At 64.1% G+C, this 16,140-nt stretch carries 11 protein-coding genes; 5 read left to right on the forward strand and 6 right to left on the reverse strand.

Annotated elements, in window-relative coordinates; genetic code table 11:
* Window positions 1-4: 4 nt before the first annotated feature.
* Genes kdpB through kdpF form a run of 3 tightly spaced genes read right to left on the reverse strand, consistent with a single transcriptional unit; the run spans window position 5 to window position 3,993 of the window.
* Complete coding sequence (gene kdpB, locus AC4BCN_RS26115) at window positions 5-2,089, reverse strand: potassium-transporting ATPase subunit KdpB (RefSeq protein WP_485881519.1); 2,085 nt, start codon at window positions 2,087-2,089, stop codon at window positions 5-7.
* 9 nt (window positions 2,090-2,098) lie between these two features.
* Window positions 2,099-3,904 carry a potassium-transporting ATPase subunit KdpA gene (gene kdpA, locus AC4BCN_RS26120; protein WP_139090724.1) on the reverse strand — a complete coding sequence of 602 codons (1,806 nt, stop codon included), beginning with the start codon at window positions 3,902-3,904 and terminating at the stop codon, window positions 2,099-2,101.
* The gene (kdpF, locus tag AC4BCN_RS26125) at window positions 3,904-3,993 is read right to left on the reverse strand and encodes a K(+)-transporting ATPase subunit F (RefSeq protein ID WP_034746483.1); all 90 of its coding nucleotides are present in this window, start codon (window positions 3,991-3,993) and stop codon (window positions 3,904-3,906) included. Before kdpF ends, kdpA begins: the two co-directional genes overlap by 1 nt.
* A 462-nt stretch (window positions 3,994-4,455) precedes the next feature.
* Between kdpF and AC4BCN_RS26130 the strand changes: the two genes are divergently transcribed.
* The 5 genes from AC4BCN_RS26130 to AC4BCN_RS26150 all read left to right on the forward strand — a co-directional run bounded on the left by AC4BCN_RS26130 (window position 4,456) and on the right by AC4BCN_RS26150 (window position 12,753).
* Window positions 4,456-6,453: a DNA topoisomerase IV subunit B gene (locus AC4BCN_RS26130; RefSeq protein ID WP_139090723.1), complete on the forward strand. Its 1,998-nt coding sequence runs from the start codon at window positions 4,456-4,458 to the stop codon at window positions 6,451-6,453.
* On the forward strand, window positions 6,453-8,162 hold the full coding sequence (locus tag AC4BCN_RS26135) for a molecular chaperone HscC (RefSeq protein ID WP_034746479.1): 1,710 nt from the start codon (window positions 6,453-6,455) through the stop codon (window positions 8,160-8,162). Before AC4BCN_RS26130 ends, AC4BCN_RS26135 begins: the two co-directional genes overlap by 1 nt.
* Before the next feature lie 12 nt (window positions 8,163-8,174).
* Entirely contained in the window at window positions 8,175-9,974 is a 1,800-nt protein-coding gene (locus AC4BCN_RS26140) for a hypothetical protein (RefSeq protein WP_490492089.1), read from the forward strand.
* 48 nt (window positions 9,975-10,022) lie between these two features.
* Window positions 10,023-12,377 (forward strand): DNA topoisomerase IV subunit A, encoded by a 2,355-nt coding sequence (parC, locus tag AC4BCN_RS26145; RefSeq protein WP_139090721.1) that lies wholly within the window; start codon window positions 10,023-10,025, stop codon window positions 12,375-12,377.
* A 187-nt stretch (window positions 12,378-12,564) separates the two neighbouring features.
* The gene (locus tag AC4BCN_RS26150) at window positions 12,565-12,753 is read left to right on the forward strand and encodes a helix-turn-helix domain-containing protein (RefSeq protein ID WP_034746472.1); all 189 of its coding nucleotides are present in this window, start codon (window positions 12,565-12,567) and stop codon (window positions 12,751-12,753) included.
* On the opposite strand, the gene AC4BCN_RS26155 is transcribed toward AC4BCN_RS26150, so the two are convergent.
* From AC4BCN_RS26155 to AC4BCN_RS26165, 3 genes are all read right to left on the reverse strand, one after another.
* Complete coding sequence (locus tag AC4BCN_RS26155; protein ID WP_034746469.1) at window positions 12,750-13,097, reverse strand: hypothetical protein; 348 nt, start codon at window positions 13,095-13,097, stop codon at window positions 12,750-12,752. The genes AC4BCN_RS26150 and AC4BCN_RS26155 overlap by 4 nt on opposite strands.
* 13 nt (window positions 13,098-13,110) lie before the next feature.
* Window positions 13,111-15,417, reverse strand: a complete 2,307-nt coding sequence (locus AC4BCN_RS26160; protein ID WP_490492090.1) for a DUF8189 domain-containing protein — start codon at window positions 15,415-15,417, stop codon at window positions 13,111-13,113.
* Window positions 15,418-15,581: 164 nt separating this feature from the next.
* On the reverse strand, window positions 15,582-16,058 hold the full coding sequence (locus AC4BCN_RS26165; protein WP_128141883.1) for a hypothetical protein: 477 nt from the start codon (window positions 16,056-16,058) through the stop codon (window positions 15,582-15,584).
* Window positions 16,059-16,140: the final 82 nt, after the last annotated feature.

Consider the following 16,140-nt stretch of genomic DNA (forward strand, 5'->3'; position numbering starts at 1 on the left):
TCCTTTAGACTAAATTGAGTGCGGACAGCAGCATGTCGATCAGCTTGATGCCGATGAAGGGCAGGACGATGCCGCCCAGGCCATAGATCAGCAGATTGCGGCGCAACAGGCTCGCCGCGCCGATGGCCCGGTATTGCACGCCTTTCAGGGCCAGCGGAATGAGCACGACGATGATCAGGGCATTGAAGATCACGGCCGACATGATGGCCGACGCAGGGCTGGCCAGGTGCATGATGTCCAGCGCTTTGAGCTGTGGATAGGTGCCCACGAAGGCGGCCGGGATGATGGCGAAGTACTTGGCGATGTCGTTCGAAATCGAGAACGTCGTCAGCGAGCCGCGCGTCATCAGCATCTGCTTGCCGATTTCAACGATTTCCAGCAGCTTGGTCGGGTTCGAATCGAGATCGACCATATTGCCCGCTTCCTTGGCCGCCTGCGTGCCCGAATTCATGGCCACGGCCACGTCGGCCTGTGCCAGCGCCGGCGCGTCGTTGGTGCCGTCGCCCGTCATCGCCACCAGGCGGCCTTCGGACTGGTAGCTGCGAATGAGTTTCAGCTTGTCTTCCGGCGTCGCTTCGGCGAGGAAATCGTCCACGCCCGCCTCGGCCGCAATCGCGGCAGCCGTCAGCTTGTTGTCGCCCGTGATCATGACGGTCTTGATGCCCATGCGGCGCAATTCCGCGAAGCGCTCCTTGATGCCGCCCTTGACGATATCTTTCAGCTCCACAGCGCCCATGACACGGCCATCGTCGACCACCACCAGTGGCGTGCTGCCGCGGCGCGCGATGTCGTCGACGGCACGCGCCACTTCATCGGGATACGGCTGGCCCAGCGCTTCCACATACTTTTTCATGGAATCGGCCGCGCCCTTGCGCAACTGGCGCACCTGCTGTTCGCCCGCGATATCGACGCCGCTCATGCGCGTTTGCGCCGTGAACGGTACGAAGGTAGCGTGCAGGCTGGCCATCTCGCGTTCGCGGATGTTGAACTTCTGCTTGGCCAGCACGACGATGCTGCGCCCTTCCGGCGTTTCATCGGCCAGCGAGGCCAGCTGCGCCGCGTCGGCCAGCTGCTGCTCCGTCACGCCGGGCGCAGGCACGAAGCTCGACGCCTGGCGGTTGCCCAGGGTGATGGTGCCCGTTTTATCGAGCAGCAGCACGTCCACGTCGCCGGCCGCTTCCACGGCGCGGCCCGACGTGGCGATCACATTGGCCTGCATCATGCGGCTCATGCCGGCCACGCCGATGGCGGACAGCAAACCGCCGATGGTGGTCGGAATCAGGCAGACGAGCAGCGCGATCAGCACCGTGATCGTCACGGGCGTGCCACTGCCGGCCGCCGCCACGGAAAACAGCGAGTACGGCAGCAAGGTCACGGTGACGATCAGGAAGACGATCGACAGGGCCACGAGCAGAATCGTCAGGGCGATCTCGTTCGGTGTCTTCTGGCGCTTGGCGCCTTCGACCATGGCGATCATGCGGTCGATGAAGGCTTCGCCAGGGTTGACGGAAACGCGTACCAGCAGCCAGTCGGACAGCACGCGGGTGCCGCCCGTCACGGCGGAAAAGTCGCCGCCCGATTCGCGGATGACGGGCGCCGATTCGCCCGTGATGGCGCTTTCATCGACGGAAGCCACGCCGGCCGTCACTTCGCCGTCGGCGGGAATCACGTCGCCCGCCTCGACCAGCACCGTCATGCCCTTGCGCAGGTCGGTGGCCGGCGTGGGCAGCCAGGAAGTGCCGTATTTCGGCGTTTGCATTTTCTTTGCCATCACCGTCTGCTTCAGGGCGCGCAGCGAGGCCGCCTGCGCCTTGCTGCGGCCTTCGGCCAGCGCTTCGGCGAAGTTCGCGAACAGCACGGTAAACCACAGCCACACGGCGACGGCGACGATGAAGCCGAATGGCGCTTCACCCTGGCCGCCGCTGATCCCGGCCTGGGTCGCCAGCAGGCTCGTGATGATGCTGCCCACGTAGACGACGAACATCACGGGGCTGCGCCACTGCGTGCGGGGGTCGAGTTTTTTGAACGCATCGACGACGGCGGGGCCGATCAGTGCGGAATCGAACAAAGTCAGGCTTGTGCGTGACATGGTAGCCTCTTATTTGATGAAAAGTTGCAGGTGTTCGACGATCGGGCCCAGGGCCAGCGCGGGAACGTAATTGAGCACGCCGACGAGCACGACGACGCCGATCAGCAGGCCGATGAACATGGGGCCGTGCGTGGGCATGGTGCCGGCATTGGCCGACAGGCGCTGCTTGGCCGCCAGCGAACCGGCCACCGCCAGCACGGGCACGATCACGCCGAAGCGGCCGAACCACATGGCGATCGCCAGCATCACGTTGTAGAACGGCGTGTTGGCGGACAGGCCGGCAAACGCGCTGCCGTTGTTGTTGGCGGCCGATGTGAACGCGTACAATATTTCGGAGAAACCATGCGCGCCCGGGTTGGCCACGCCGATCTTGCCCGGTTCGACCATCACGGCGATCGCCGTGCCCGTCAAGACCAGGGCTGGCGTGATCAGGATGGCCAGCGAGACCATCTTCATTTCATAGGCCTGGATTTTCTTGCCCAGGTATTCAGGCGTGCGGCCTATCATCAGGCCGGCGATGAAGACGGCCAGGATGGCGAACATCAGCATGCCGTACAGGCCCGTGCCCACGCCGCCGAAAATCACTTCGCCGAACTGCATCAGCAGCAGCGGCACCATGCCGCCCAAAGGCATGTACGAGTCGTGCATGGAATTGACGGCGCCGCACGATGCGGCCGTCGTCACGGCAGCGAACAGGGTCGAGGAGCTGATGCCGAAGCGCGTTTCCTTGCCTTCCATATTGCCGCCCGATTGCAGGCTGCTGGCCTGCTGATCCACGCCCAGCGCTTGCAAGGATGGATTGGCTTGCTGCTCGGCGCTCATCACGCCGGCCGTCATGAGGACAAAGATCAGGGTCATGGCGGCCAGCACTGCCCAGCCCTGGCGCAGGTCGCCCACCATGCGGCCGAAGGTGAAGCACAGGCCGGCGGGAATGAGGAAGATGGCCAGCATCTGCAGGAAGTTCGACAGGACGGTCGGGTTTTCATACGGGTGCGAGGAATTGGCGTTGAAGAAGCCGCCGCCATTCGTGCCCAGCAGCTTGATCGATTCCTGCGACGCGACGGGGCCCATGGCGATCGTCTGCGTCGCCGCCACTTGCGCTTCCATCACGGGCTTGCCGGCCGCATCCAGCACGGGCTGGCCGTCGGCTGTCACCTTCGGCGTTTCATACGCCACGTGGTCGAGCAGGGTCACTTCCTTGTAGGCGGAAAAATTCTGGATCATGCCTTCGCCCATGAAGACGACGGACAGGGCCAGCGACAGCGGCAGCAGGATGTACAGGGTCGAGCGCACGAGGTCGACCCAGAAATTGCCGATCGATTTGCCCGAGCGCGAGGCGAAGCCGCGCACCAGCGCGAAGATCACGGCGATGCCGGTGGCAGCCGAAAAGAAGTTCTGGCATGCCATGCCCAGCATCTGGGTCAGGTAGCTCATGGTCTGTTCGCCGCCGTAGCCCTGCCAGTTGGTATTGGCGACGAAGCTGACGGTGGTATTGAACGAGGAATCGGGGCTGACGGCGCCCAGGCCCTGTGGATTCAACGGTAAAAAGCCCTGCAGGCGCTGCAAGCCGTAGACGAAGACGGCGCCCACGGTATTGAAGACGATCAGGGCGATGGCATAGCTTTTCCAGCCCATGGCCTTGTCGGCAGGCAGGCCGGACCAGCGGTACAGCAGGTTTTCCAGCTTTTGCAGCCAGCCCAGGCCGCGCACGGGCGCATCGCCGGCCACCTTGGCCATGTACAGGCCCAGCGGATAGCCGGCGGCCAGCAGCACGGCCAGGAAGGCCACCAATAACAGTATCGATTGCGTCGTCATCACAGTTCCTCCGCCTTCAGCAGCGCCACCAGCAAGTAGACGAGCAAACCAGCCGAGACGACGGCGCCCAGCACATAAAACGCGTTCATTTGACGCTCCCTAATTTGTCGCAGGCGACGGCAAAGCCGGCCGCCAGGACGAAAAACACGGCAATCAAGCCGAGATACACGAGATCCATTCCCACCCTCATTCAGGTTTGTTTTGATAGTGAGCAGATTAGCCAAAAGGGTCTAAAAAATTCGTAAAGACTGGGGAGGCGCATGTAAACAAGATGTAAAAACGGGGGCTTTACCGCATAAAATCCAGCACAATTGGCGCAAAACCACGCCTGAGGCGCACTGTTGTTGCCCTGGAGTAGCGCTATTGCTCGCGGGACAAGATAGAATGCGCGAGCGTCCGCACAAGGACGCCTGGCCTGCCGCACTGCCCTCCCCCAGTGACGCTGGACGGGATATACTGTATATTCATACAGTTATCGCCGCCGCTGTCATTGCGCCCGCAGTGCCCTGGCCTGGCGTTCCAACCACTGTCTTTACTTAGCTTGAACACGTATGGCCACTAAAAAACCAGCATCCGACTACAGCGAATCATCCATCCGTGTCCTGAAAGGACTGGAACCCGTCAAGCAGCGCCCGGGGATGTACACCCGCACTGAAAATCCGCTGCACATCATTCAGGAAGTGATCGACAATGCCTCCGACGAGGCGCTGGGCGGTCATTGCACGCACATCGCCGTCACGCAAAACACGGATGGCAGCATCACCGTGGAAGACAATGGCCGCGGCATTCCCGTCGGCCTGCACCCGGAAGAAGGCGTGCCGACCGTGGAAATCGTGTTTACAAGGCTGCACGCGGGCGGCAAGTTCGACAAGGGTTCGGGCGGCGCCTACGCGTTCTCGGGCGGCTTGCACGGTGTCGGCGTGTCCGTCACCAATGCGCTGTCGACGCGCCTGGAAATCACCGTCTGGCGCAAGGAAAGCGACGGCAACGGCTTGCACCACATGGTGTTTGCGAATGGCGACGTGATCGAGCCATTGAATTCCCGCCCCGCCCCGCGCGACGGCAAGAAGTCGGGCACGCGCGTCACGGCCTGGCCCGATGCAAAATATTTTGATTCGCCGAACATCTCGCAAACGGAGCTGCAACGCCTGCTGCGCTCGAAAGCCGTGCTGCTGCCGGGCGTCACCGTCACCCTCACCAACGCGAAAACGGGCGACACGCAAACGTGGCAGTACGCGGAAGGCTTGCGCGGCTACCTGACCGAAACGCTGGCGCAGGTATCGAATGGCGAAACCCTGATTCCCCTGTTCGAAGGCGCGCAATACGCGGGTCCGGATTCGGAAGGCTTTGCCGAAGGCGAAGGCGCGGCCTGGGTGGTGGCGTGGACGGAAGAAGGCGCCATCGTGCGTGAATCGTACGTCAACCTCATCCCCACCTCGAATGGCGGCACGCACGAATCGGGCTTGCGCGACGGCCTGTTCGGCGCCGTGAAAAACTTCGTCGAGATGCACTCGCTGCTGCCGAAAGGCGTGAAGCTGCTGCCGGAAGACGTGTTCGCGCGCGCCTCGTTCGTGTTGTCGGCGAAAGTGCTGGACCCGCAATTCCAGGGCCAGATCAAGGAGCGCCTGAACTCGCGCGACGCCGTGCGCCTCGTCTCGACCTTCACCAAGCCGCCGCTGGAACTGTGGCTGAACCAGCACGTCGACTACGGCAAGAAGCTGGCCGAGCTGGTGATCAAGCAGGCGCAGTCGCGCCAGCGCTCGCTGCAAAAAGTGGAAAAGAAAAAATCGTCGGGCGTCGCCGTCTTGCCGGGCAAGCTGACCGACTGCGAATCGTCGGACATCGCGCGCAATGAACTGTTCCTCGTCGAGGGCGACTCGGCGGGCGGTTCGGCCAAGATGGGCCGCGACAAGGAATTCCAGGCTATTCTGCCCCTGCGCGGCAAAGTTTTGAACTCGTGGGAGACGGACCGCGACCGCCTGTTCGCCAATAACGAGATCCACGATATCGCCGTGGCCATCGGCGTCGACCCGCACAACGTGGGCGATACACCCGACCTGTCCGGTCTGCGCTACGGCAAGATCTGCATCCTGTCCGATGCGGACGTGGATGGCTCGCACATCCAGGTATTGCTGCTGACCTTGTTCTTCAAGCACTTCCCGGTCCTGATCAACAAGGGCCACATCTGCATCGCCCGCCCGCCTTTGTACCGGGTCGACGCGCCCGCGCGCGGCAAGAAGCCGATCCAGAAAATCTACGCGCTCGACGACGGCGAACTGGTGGCCATCGAAGACAAGCTGCGCAAGGAAGGCGTGAAACAGGGCGCCTGGTCGATCTCGCGCTTCAAGGGCCTGGGCGAGATGAACGCCGAGCAGCTGTGGGAAACGACGATGAACCCGGACACGCGCCGTTTGCTGCCCGTGACGCTCGGTGAAGTCGATCACATGGCTTCGGCCTTGCGCTTCAATATGTTGATGGGCAAGGGCGAAGCGGCAGGACGCCGCGCCTGGATCGAAGAACACGGCAATGAGGCGGAGGCGGATATCTGATGATCATCGGCATCGACCTGGGCACCACCAACAGCCTGGTCGCCATCTGGCGCGACGGCAAGGCTTCCATCATCCCGAATGCGCTCGGCGAGCACCTGACGCCATCATGCGTGAGCATCGATGACGACGGCACCGTGCTCGTAGGCCGCGCCGCGCGCGAGCGCCTGCAGACGCACCCGCAGCTGACGGCGGCGGTCTTCAAGCGCTACATGGGCAGCGAAAAGAAGATCACCCTCGGCACGCAGCAATTCCGTCCGGAAGAACTGTCGTCGATGGTGCTGCGCGCGCTGAAGGAAGATGCCGAAGCCTTCCTCGGCCACAAGGTCGAGGAAGCCATCATCACCGTGCCCGCGTATTTCAGCGATGCGCAGCGCAAAGCCACCCGCATCGCCGGCCAGCTGGCGGGCTTGCGCGTGGAGCGCCTGCTCAACGAGCCGACGGCCGCCGCGCTGGCCTACGGCATCCGCGACAAGGAACAGGAAAGCAAATTTCTCGTCTTCGACCTGGGCGGCGGCACGTTCGACGTGTCGATCCTGGAGCTGTTCGAAGGCGTGATGGAGGTGCGCGCATCAGCCGGTGACAATTTCCTCGGCGGCGAAGACTTCGTTACCGTGCTGGTCGACGCCTTCCTGGAAGGCAGCGGCCTGCGCGACGCCGTCGGCAGCCGCCTGCTCGACCCGCGCCAGCAGCAGCTGCTGCGCGATGAGGCCGAGCGCGTCAAGCGCCTGCTGTCGGACCAGCCGTCCGTTCGCATGGCTACGCGCTACCAGGACAAGGAATACAGCTGGGAGATCGGCGAAGACAAGCTGGCGCAATTGTGCGAGCCCCTGCTGGCCCGCCTGCGCCTGCCAGTGGAACGGGCGCTGCGCGACGCCACCATCCGCGCCGCAGAATTGAATGAAGTGGTACTGGCCGGCGGCGCCACGCGCATGCCGCTGGTGCGCAAACTCGTCTCGCGCATGTTCGGCCGCTTCCCCGCCATCCACCTGGACCCGGACGAAGCCGTGGCGCTGGGCGCCGCCGTGCAGGCGGGCCTCAAGATGCGCGACGCGGCCCTCGACGAAGTGGTCATGACGGACGTGGCGCCATACTCGCTGGGCATTTCCATTTCGCGCCAGGTCGGCGCGAACCAGTATGAAGGCGGCCATTACCTGCCTATCATCGAGCGCAATTCCGTGGTGCCCGTCTCGCGAACGGAAAACATCACCACCATCTACGACAACCAGAAGGAAATCAACGTGGCGATCTTCCAGGGCGAATCGCGCCTGGTGGCCGACAACGTCTTCCTCGGCAAGATCAGCTTCCCGATACCCGCGAAAAAAGCCGGCGAGATCGGCATCGACGTGCGCTTCACCTATGACATCAGCGGCGTGCTGGAAGCGGAAGTGACGGTGCTGGCCACACAGGAACGCCACAAGATGATCATCAGCGACAACGCGGGCGTGATGACGCCGGAACAGATCGAGCAGCGCTTTGCGGAACTGGCCGACCTGAAGATCCACCCGCGCGAGCAGCTGGAAAACCGCACCCTGGTCACGCGCGCCGACCGCCTGTACGAACAGTCGCTGGGCGACGTGCGCCAGTACCTGGCTGCGCACACGGCCAATTTCCAGGCCGCGCTGGAAACGCAGGACCCGAACACCATCCGCAAGGCGCGCCAGGCACTCGACGAGGTGCTGCGCCAGGTCGAGAGCGAGAGCTTCCTGTAAATGGACGGCGGCATGGACAACGGACAGCGCAGCCTGTGGGCAATCCTGGGCACGGAGCCGACGGGCGACGAGCGCGCCCTCAAGCGCGCGTATGCAAAGCGCCTGAAGGTGACGCGTCCCGAAGACGATCCTGCCGCCTTCCAGGAGCTGCGCGACGCGTATGAATACGCGCTGCGCCATGCGCACCTGTTTGCCGAGGAGTTCCCGGAAGCGCAAGCGGCCGARGCGCCAGAAGCGCCGCCCTTGGAAGCGGCCGAGCTGTGGGGCGTGATCGACGAACCCGCGCAGGAAGCGCAGGAGCCGCCTGCGGAACTGTGGGGCGTCATTGCCCGGGAGCCCGCACCGCCGCCGGAACTATGGGGCGTGGTCGCCATCGATCCGGCACAGGAAGCGGCCAGCCTGTGGCAGGCATTCCTGGAGCAGTCGCGGCATGCGGATGCCAGCGAGGTACTGGCCGTCATCCTGCAGGACGACGCCATGCTCAACCTCGACGTGCGCGAGGAATTCGAGCTGTGCGCGCTGCGCTACTGCGCCAGCGCCGGCTATGACCTGGTGCTGCGCCAGGCCCTGTTCGAGCAGCTGGGCTGGGACCGCGATTTTTCCTACCTGGCGCGCAGCCATGGGGATCTGGTGCGCACTGCCGTGCAGCGCTACCGGGCCGACCGCTCGTTCGCCCATTTCAGCGACAACCGCGACAGCTACCCGGGCCTGGACTGCATCATGTCGCAGCAGCCGCCATCGGCCTACGCGCGCCAGCTGTTCGACCAAAAATTCACGCTGCAGCTGCGCGAACTGCTGCACACGATACGCTGGCAGCACGGCGAGATGCTCGCTTACAAACTCGATACGGACCTGTTCGAACGGTGGGAACACGCCGTCCATGCGAAGCGCTACTTCAAGCAGACGGCACTGGCCTCGGGCGGCCTCGGTTTCGTGCTGCACTTCATGCTCGCGGGCGTGCTCGATGCGGCCGGCTTCAAGCTCGGCGACACGGCGGCCTATGCCAGCCTGCTGGGCTTCCAGGCGCTGGCCTTTTCCCTGCTGGCCATGCATGCCTTGCGCTGGCCGGCGTCCCTGTTCACGCGGCTCGACTCGCTGCAGGAAGCGCTGCAGGAACGCCTGCCCATGCTGTGGCAGCGGCCCGGCTTGCGGCAACTGGGCTGGATCGCGCCCTACCTTGTACTGGCCTTGCTGCTGTTCCTGCCCGAGCGCAGCGAGACCATGCGCCTAGTCACTGCGGCAGGCTTGTGCGCGTCGGCCCTGCTCGCGTATGCGATGAACCGCCAGCTGCTGCATGGCATGCTGCTGCTCCTGTGTCTGGGCCTGTCGCTGTTCGCGGCCATGTTCATGAGCGGCAAAGGCCCGTCGGCACTGGCCATCGGCGATGCCATGCCGATGATGTTCTGCCTGGCGGCGCTGGCCCTGCGCTGCGCCACCGGCCTGTATGGCGATTGCGGCTGGCGCGAATCGCTCTTGCCCCGCCTGCGCGCCGCATGGCTGATTGGCTGTGCGGGCTTGCTGTTGCAACTGTATTTGCAATTGCTGCCGGCCGCCCTCGTCGGTGCCGCGCTGTATGCCTGGTCGTGCGCCGGCCTGCTGTTTTCTCCCACCGATTTCAAATGGAAGACGATCTGGCCGGTGGTGCTGGTGCCGTCCCTCGCCAGCGTCGTGCTGGCCGGCCACGCCCCGGCCATCCGCGCCATGCCGATGATGCATCACAGCGTCGAACTGGCCCTGGCCGTGCTGTATCTGACCTTGCGCTATATGTATCTGACGTACGGCAAGTCCTTTTCCAAATCCCGGCTGTCATAATCAGCCCCACGAATTCAACCGCAACCACTCAACACCGAAACAAGCGCCATGTCCACACAAACGAATTTATTTGACGATGCCCAGCCTGAGCCGATCGAGCCGGATGAACCGGTATTCGACGGCGAAGCGCTGACCCTGTCCACCTTTGCCGAGCGCGCCTATCTCGATTACGCCATCTCCGTCGTCAAGGGCCGCGCCCTGCCCGACGTCTGCGACGGCCAGAAGCCCGTGCAGCGCCGCATCCTGTATGCGATGAACGAGCTGGGCCTGAACTCCACGGCGAAGCCGCGCAAATCGGCAGCCGTGGTCGGCGACGTGCTCGGTAAATTGCATCCGCACGGCGACCAGTCCGTGTACGACGCGCTGGTGCGCATGGCGCAGGATTTCTCGCTGCGCTACCCGCTGATCGATGGCCAGGGCAACTTCGGCTCGCGCGATGGCGATGGCGCGGCGGCCATGCGTTACACGGAAGCGCGTCTGACGCCGATCGCCAAGCTGCTGATGGATGAAATCGGCATGGGCACGGTGGACTTCCAGCCCAACTACGACGGTTCGACGGAAGAACCGAAGCTGCTGCCGGCGCGCCTGCCGATGGTGCTGCTGAACGGCGCCTCCGGCATCGCCGTGGGCCTGGCGACGGAAATCCCGTCGCACAATCTGGCGGAAGTGGCGAAAGCGGCTGTCGCCATGATTCGCGATCCGAAGATCACGCACGCCGAGCTGATGGCCATCATTCCCGGTCCGGACTTCCCCGGCGGGGGCCAGATCATCACGCCACCATCGCAAATCCAGGACATGTATGCGAGCGGCCGTGGCAGCATGAAGGTGCGCGCGCGCTGGAAGATCGAAGAGCTGGCGCGCGGCCAGTGGCAGGCCGTCGTGACGGAACTGCCGCCCGGTACTTCCTCGCAAAAGGTGCTGGAAGAAATCGAGGAGTTGACGAATCCGAAGATCAAACTGGGCAAGAAGGCGCTGTCGCCGGACCAGGTGGCCCTGAAGGCGCTGATCCTCAATTCGCTCGACACCATCCGCGACGAATCGGGCCGCGCCGCGCCCGTGCGCCTCGTGTTCGAGCCGAAGTCGAAGAACCAGGACCAGACGGAATTCATGCTGATGCTGCTGGCGCATACGTCGCTGGAATCGTCGACCTCGATCAACCTGGTGATGATAGGCGGCGACGGCCGTCCACGCCAGAAAGGCCTGGGCGACATCCTGCGCGAGTGGATCGACTTCCGCTTCGAGACCGTCACGCGCCGCACCGGCTACAAACTGGGCAAGGTCAAGGACCGCATCCATATCCTGGAAGGACGCGAAGCGATCCTGCTCAATATCGACAAGGTGATCCAGATCATCCGCAATTCGGATGAACCGAAAGCGGCCCTGATCGACGCGTTCAAACTGTCCGAACGCCAGGCCGACGACATCCTGGAAATCCGCTTGCGCCAGCTGGCGCGCCTGGAAACGATCAAGATCCAGCAGGAGCTGGCCGAGCTGCGCAAGGAAGAAAAGTCTCTGCAAGACCTGCTCGACAATCCGGGCTCGATGAAGCGCGCCATCATCCGCGAAATCGAAGCGGATGCCAAGCAGTTCGGCGACGCGCGCCGCACCCTGATCGAAGAAGCGCAAAAAGCCGTGGCGGAACAGAAGGTGGTCGATGAACCGGTCACCGTCATCATTTCGGAAAAAGGCTGGGTGCGCGCGCGTACCGGCATCGGCCACGATGCGGCACAATTCACGTTCAAGGCCGGTGACAGCCTGCATGGCGCCTTCGAATGCCGCACGGTCGACACCCTGCTGGGCTTTGGCAACAACGGCAAGATTTACTCGGTTCCCGTCTCGGCGCTGCCCAACGCGCGCGGCGACGGCGTGCCGATCACGACCTTGTGCGACCTGAGCGGCGGCACCCCGGGCAACGCCGTGCGCATCTTGCACTACTTTGCGGGCAATGGCGCCACCAATTTGCTGCTGGCGTCGAGCGCCGGCTACGGCTTCATCGCCAAGGCGGGCGACATGGTCAGCCGCCTGAAAGGCGGCAAGGCCTTCATCACCCTCGATGACGGCGACGTGCCGCTCGAACCGAAAGTCATCGCCGAAGCGGCCAGCGCCCTGGCCTGCCTGACGGAAGGCGCGCGCTTGCTCGTATTCGGCCTCGATGAAATGAAAACCCTGTCCAAGGGCGGCACCGGCGTCAAGCTGATCGACCTCGATGCCAAGGACAAGCTGCTGGCCGTGCAGCCGATCACGCAGCGCGGCGTGGTCGTCTCCGGCATCGGCCGGGCCTCGAAACCGCAGGATGCGTCGCTGGGCGCCACGGCCCTGGCCGACCACTTCGGCAAGCGCGCCAAGAAGGGCAAGGCGCTGGCAGCCAAGCTGAAACCGGTGTCGATGGCGGCCATCGGCTGACCGGCATCGCGCCATACAAAAAGACAGGTTCGCCTGTCTTTTTTTTCGCCTATCACAGCGTATCGAAGCAGGAAAAATAGTTTTACAAATACGCGCCGCGTTTTCGTTATCCCTGCAGGCATGCCACCGGCATGCCGTCCACGGAGAGGAGAACAGCGATGAGAAACAACGTTTCAGGCAGGTCGCCATGCAGCGTTTGACCCCGGCCGAGCGGCTGGTCGCGGCCATGGCGGCCGAAGGCTTGCCCTACAAAAGCATCGCCAGGGAACTGGGCAAGTCGCCGGCCACCGTGCGCAACCAGCTGCACGCGATCTATCAGAAGCTGGACGTGGGTAACCGCACGGCGCTTGCGCACAAGCTGCGCGGCCAGCCTTAGCGCCGCGACAGGCGCAGCACGTCGGGCGTCGCTTCGACGATATCGATCACGTCTTGCGCCCCGGCGCCATCACCGAGCGCATAACGGCCCATGCCCAGGGGTACGAGCCGGGTCACGGGGCCGGCGCGGGGCCGGTCGTCGGGGCCGGGCGCCATCGGCGTCAAGGTCGCCGCCCCTTGCGCCATGGCGCCGGCGGGCGCGCCGAATTCCAGCACCTTGCGCCCCTTGCGGCTGGGAGGAAAGACAAACGTGGCCGTGGGCCGGTACACCTCGATGCCGTCCGCATCCTCCTCGAACGAGTGCGTCCAACTGCCGCTGGGCAGTGCCGTTGTCATGCCATGCATGGCGATCCCTCCCTCAGAAGCACGATACCACGCCGCCCAGGTTTTCATAGCCGCTCACGGAGGGCGACCAGGCCGTGCCGTTCCAAGCCTTGTGGAACAGCGCGCCATTCGTGCCCGTGACAAACACGTCGAGGCGGTCCGGTGCCCAGGCCGTGGCGCGAGGACGCGAAGTACACACGCCACCCAGGTTGTCAAAGCCGGTCAGGGAAGGCGACCAGGCCGTGCCGTTCCAGGCCTTGTGATACAGGGCGCTGTCCGTGCCGATGACGAACAGGTCGAGCCGGTCCGGTGCCCACGACACGGCTTCCACCTCGCCCACGCAAATACCGCCCAGCCGTTCGAAACCATCGTTGGAAGGCCCCCATTTCGACCCATCCCACCACTTGTGGTACAGCGCGCCATCGGTGCCCGTAACGAAGACGTCGAGGCGGTCCGGCCCCCATGCCACGGCCTTCGGCGACGAGGTGCAGATGCCGCCCAGGCGTTCATAGCCCGTCAGCGACGGTCCCCAGGCAGTGCCGTCCCACCACTTGTGGTACAGGGCACGGTCCGTGCCGACGACGAAGACATCGAGGCGGTTCGGCCCCCATGCCACGGCTTCCGGCTGGCCCAGGCAAATGCCGCCCATGGCTTCGTACCCGGTCAGCGACGGCCCCCAGGCGGACCCGTTCCACCACTTGTGATACAGGCCACGGTCCGTGCCGACGACAAATACGTCGAGGCGGTTCGGCCCCCAGGCCACGGCGCGCGGGTCGCCCACGCACAGGCCGCCCATCGCTTCATAGCCGGTCAGCGACGGCCCCCAGGCCGTGCCGTTCCACCATTTATGGAACAAGCCGCTGTCGGTGCCCGTAACGAACACGTCGAGCCGGTTCGGCCCCCATGACACCACCTGCGGCGCACTGGTACAGATGCCGCCCTGGGCTTCATATCCGGTGACGGACGGCGCCCAGGCCGTGCCATTCCAGGCCTTGTGGTACAGGGCGCGGTCGGTGCCCACCACGAACACGTCGAGCCGGTTCGCGCCCCAGGCCACGACGGGCGAGGAACTCTGGCGCGGCGTGGCGCCCGTACCTGCGCCCCCCGTGCCGATGCTGGCGCGCGGGCCATCGAGGCAAGCCTGCATGCGCGCCACCTGGCCTGCCGTGAACATGAACATGGCGGGATCGTCGACGTAATCCATGTAGTTCATGAACATGTCGCCATTCGGCCCGTTACTGCACGACACCTGGGGAAACGAAGGCTGGCCCATGTTCGGCCCGCCCTGGTTCGGCGTATCGGCCACGTTGTCCGTGCCCGAGCAGCCGGTGCCGTCGTCGCCCCAGATATGATTCAAATTCAGCCAGTGGCCGATTTCATGCGTGGCCGTGCGCCCCAGGTGGAACGGCGGCGCCGCCGTGCCGGTCGTGCCAAAGGCCGATTGCAAAATCACCACGCCATCGGTGGCGGCCGGGCCGCCGGGAAACTGCGCGTAACCGAGCAAGCCGCCGCCCAACTGGCACACCCAGATATTCAGGTAGCTGTCGGCCGGCCAGGCATCCATGCCGCCCGTCGCCTGCGACTTGACCGCATCGTCCGCGCCAAACGAGGCCACCGTCGTCTGGCGCCGCTCGATGCCGCTGGTGGCCGCGCCATGCGGATCGGTCGTGGCCAGCGCGAACTCCACGCGCGCATCGGCCGTCAACGGCAGGAATGGCGCCGGCGTGCTGTTGACATCGGGATTGACGCGCCGGAAGTCGCGATTGAGCACATCGATCTGGCTGGCGATCTGCGCATCCGAAATATTCTGCTCGGCCGTATTCCACACCACGTGCACGACCACCGGAATGTGCGTCACGCCGGAACGCCCGGCAATGCTGGCGTCGCCCTCGTAGAGCCCCGCCAGATTCTCGATATCGGCGCGCACGTTCGCGTACGACGGATCTTCGGTGAGCAGGCGGCGATGCACGTCCATCGTGGCGCAGGTGCGCTTCTGCGGGGTGCCGCCCCCCTGCCCGCCGCCCTGCCCTCCATCACCGCCCATGCCGCCACTGCCGCCACCATCGCCTCCCATGCCACCGCCAACGCCCACCTGCATGCAACTGGCGCCCGCCATGCCCTGCGGCGCCTGCTGCATGCCGCCGCCCGGCATGTCGCCGGCATTCACGGCGGCCGCGCCCTGGGTGAGCGCCGCCTGGTCCGCGTACGACACGCCCAGGCGCGGCCCCGGCATGGCATCCGCCGCCCGGGCATCGGCCTGCACATCGCCCTCGACCGGCATGGCAGGCATGTCTTCGGCCGAGCTGGTGGCCGGCGATTTTTTCGTTTTAGCGGTGCTCATGATGTCTCCTTCGTCTATATGCCAATTCACTATGGCACGGCAAAAAGAGGAGCACTTGCGCGAGATCAAGACTGGCAAGCGGTGCCAGGGAAAAGTGGCGGACGAAAAAAAAGACAGCCGAAGCTGTCTTGTGGGCCTGCGGGCCGAAGCCCGCAAACGGTGTATTACTTGGCGGCGGCGGCCTTGACTTCAGCGTCGGCCTTGGCCTTGGCTTCTTCCGTTTTGGTGGCGGCGATGGCTTTATCCTGGTTCGCTTCCACTTTTTCCTTGGCCACTTTGGCGTCCGCATTCACGCTGGCCTTGTGCGCTTTCGCATCGGCCTTGGCGGCAGCTTTGTCAGCCTTGGCTTGCGCCTTCATCTTGTCTTCCGGATCGGCGTCGACCACTTTGTCGTGGGCCTTGGCCTTGGTTTTATTTGCCTTGTGCTGGGCGTCGGCTTTCTTTTCGTCGGCCTTCATTTCGGCCTTGGCGACGTTGGCGTCAGCCTTGGCATCGACTTTGGCTTCCTTGTTGGCGGCCTTGTTGATGTCATGCTGCGCAGACGCCTGGGCGCTGGCAACGGCTGGGGTAGCTGGCGCCGTTTGCGCGATGGCAGCGGTGGCAAACAGGGTAGCGATCAGGGTGGCGAGTAATTTGTTCATGATGAGACCTTTCAATATGGTTTAATTTTATTCTTACTAAAGGCGGGCAAAATGTTCAAAATTTGCCAGGCATCGCGCTGTT

The organism is Janthinobacterium sp. Bl 1 (genome assembly GCF_058215535.1).

Excerpts from the sequence above, each read along its gene's own strand:
- AC4BCN_RS26130 (WP_139090723.1), top strand. The coding sequence starts at position 4,456 with ATGGCCACTAAAAAACCAGCATCCGACTACAGCGAATCATCCATCCGT.
- AC4BCN_RS26165 (WP_128141883.1), bottom strand. The coding sequence starts at position 16,058 with ATGAACAAATTACTCGCCACCCTGATCGCTACCCTGTTTGCCACCGCT.
- kdpA (WP_139090724.1), bottom strand. The coding sequence starts at position 3,904 with ATGACGACGCAATCGATACTGTTATTGGTGGCCTTCCTGGCCGTGCTG.
- AC4BCN_RS26160 (WP_490492090.1), bottom strand. The coding sequence starts at position 15,417 with ATGAGCACCGCTAAAACGAAAAAATCGCCGGCCACCAGCTCGGCCGAA.
- kdpF (WP_034746483.1), bottom strand. The coding sequence starts at position 3,993 with ATGAACGCGTTTTATGTGCTGGGCGCCGTCGTCTCGGCTGGTTTGCTC.
- AC4BCN_RS26155 (WP_034746469.1), bottom strand. The coding sequence starts at position 13,097 with ATGCATGGCATGACAACGGCACTGCCCAGCGGCAGTTGGACGCACTCG.
- kdpB (WP_485881519.1), bottom strand. The coding sequence starts at position 2,089 with ATGTCACGCACAAGCCTGACTTTGTTCGATTCCGCACTGATCGGCCCC.
- AC4BCN_RS26135 (WP_034746479.1), top strand. The coding sequence starts at position 6,453 with ATGATCATCGGCATCGACCTGGGCACCACCAACAGCCTGGTCGCCATC.
- parC (WP_139090721.1), top strand. The coding sequence starts at position 10,023 with ATGTCCACACAAACGAATTTATTTGACGATGCCCAGCCTGAGCCGATC.
- AC4BCN_RS26150 (WP_034746472.1), top strand. The coding sequence starts at position 12,565 with ATGCAGCGTTTGACCCCGGCCGAGCGGCTGGTCGCGGCCATGGCGGCC.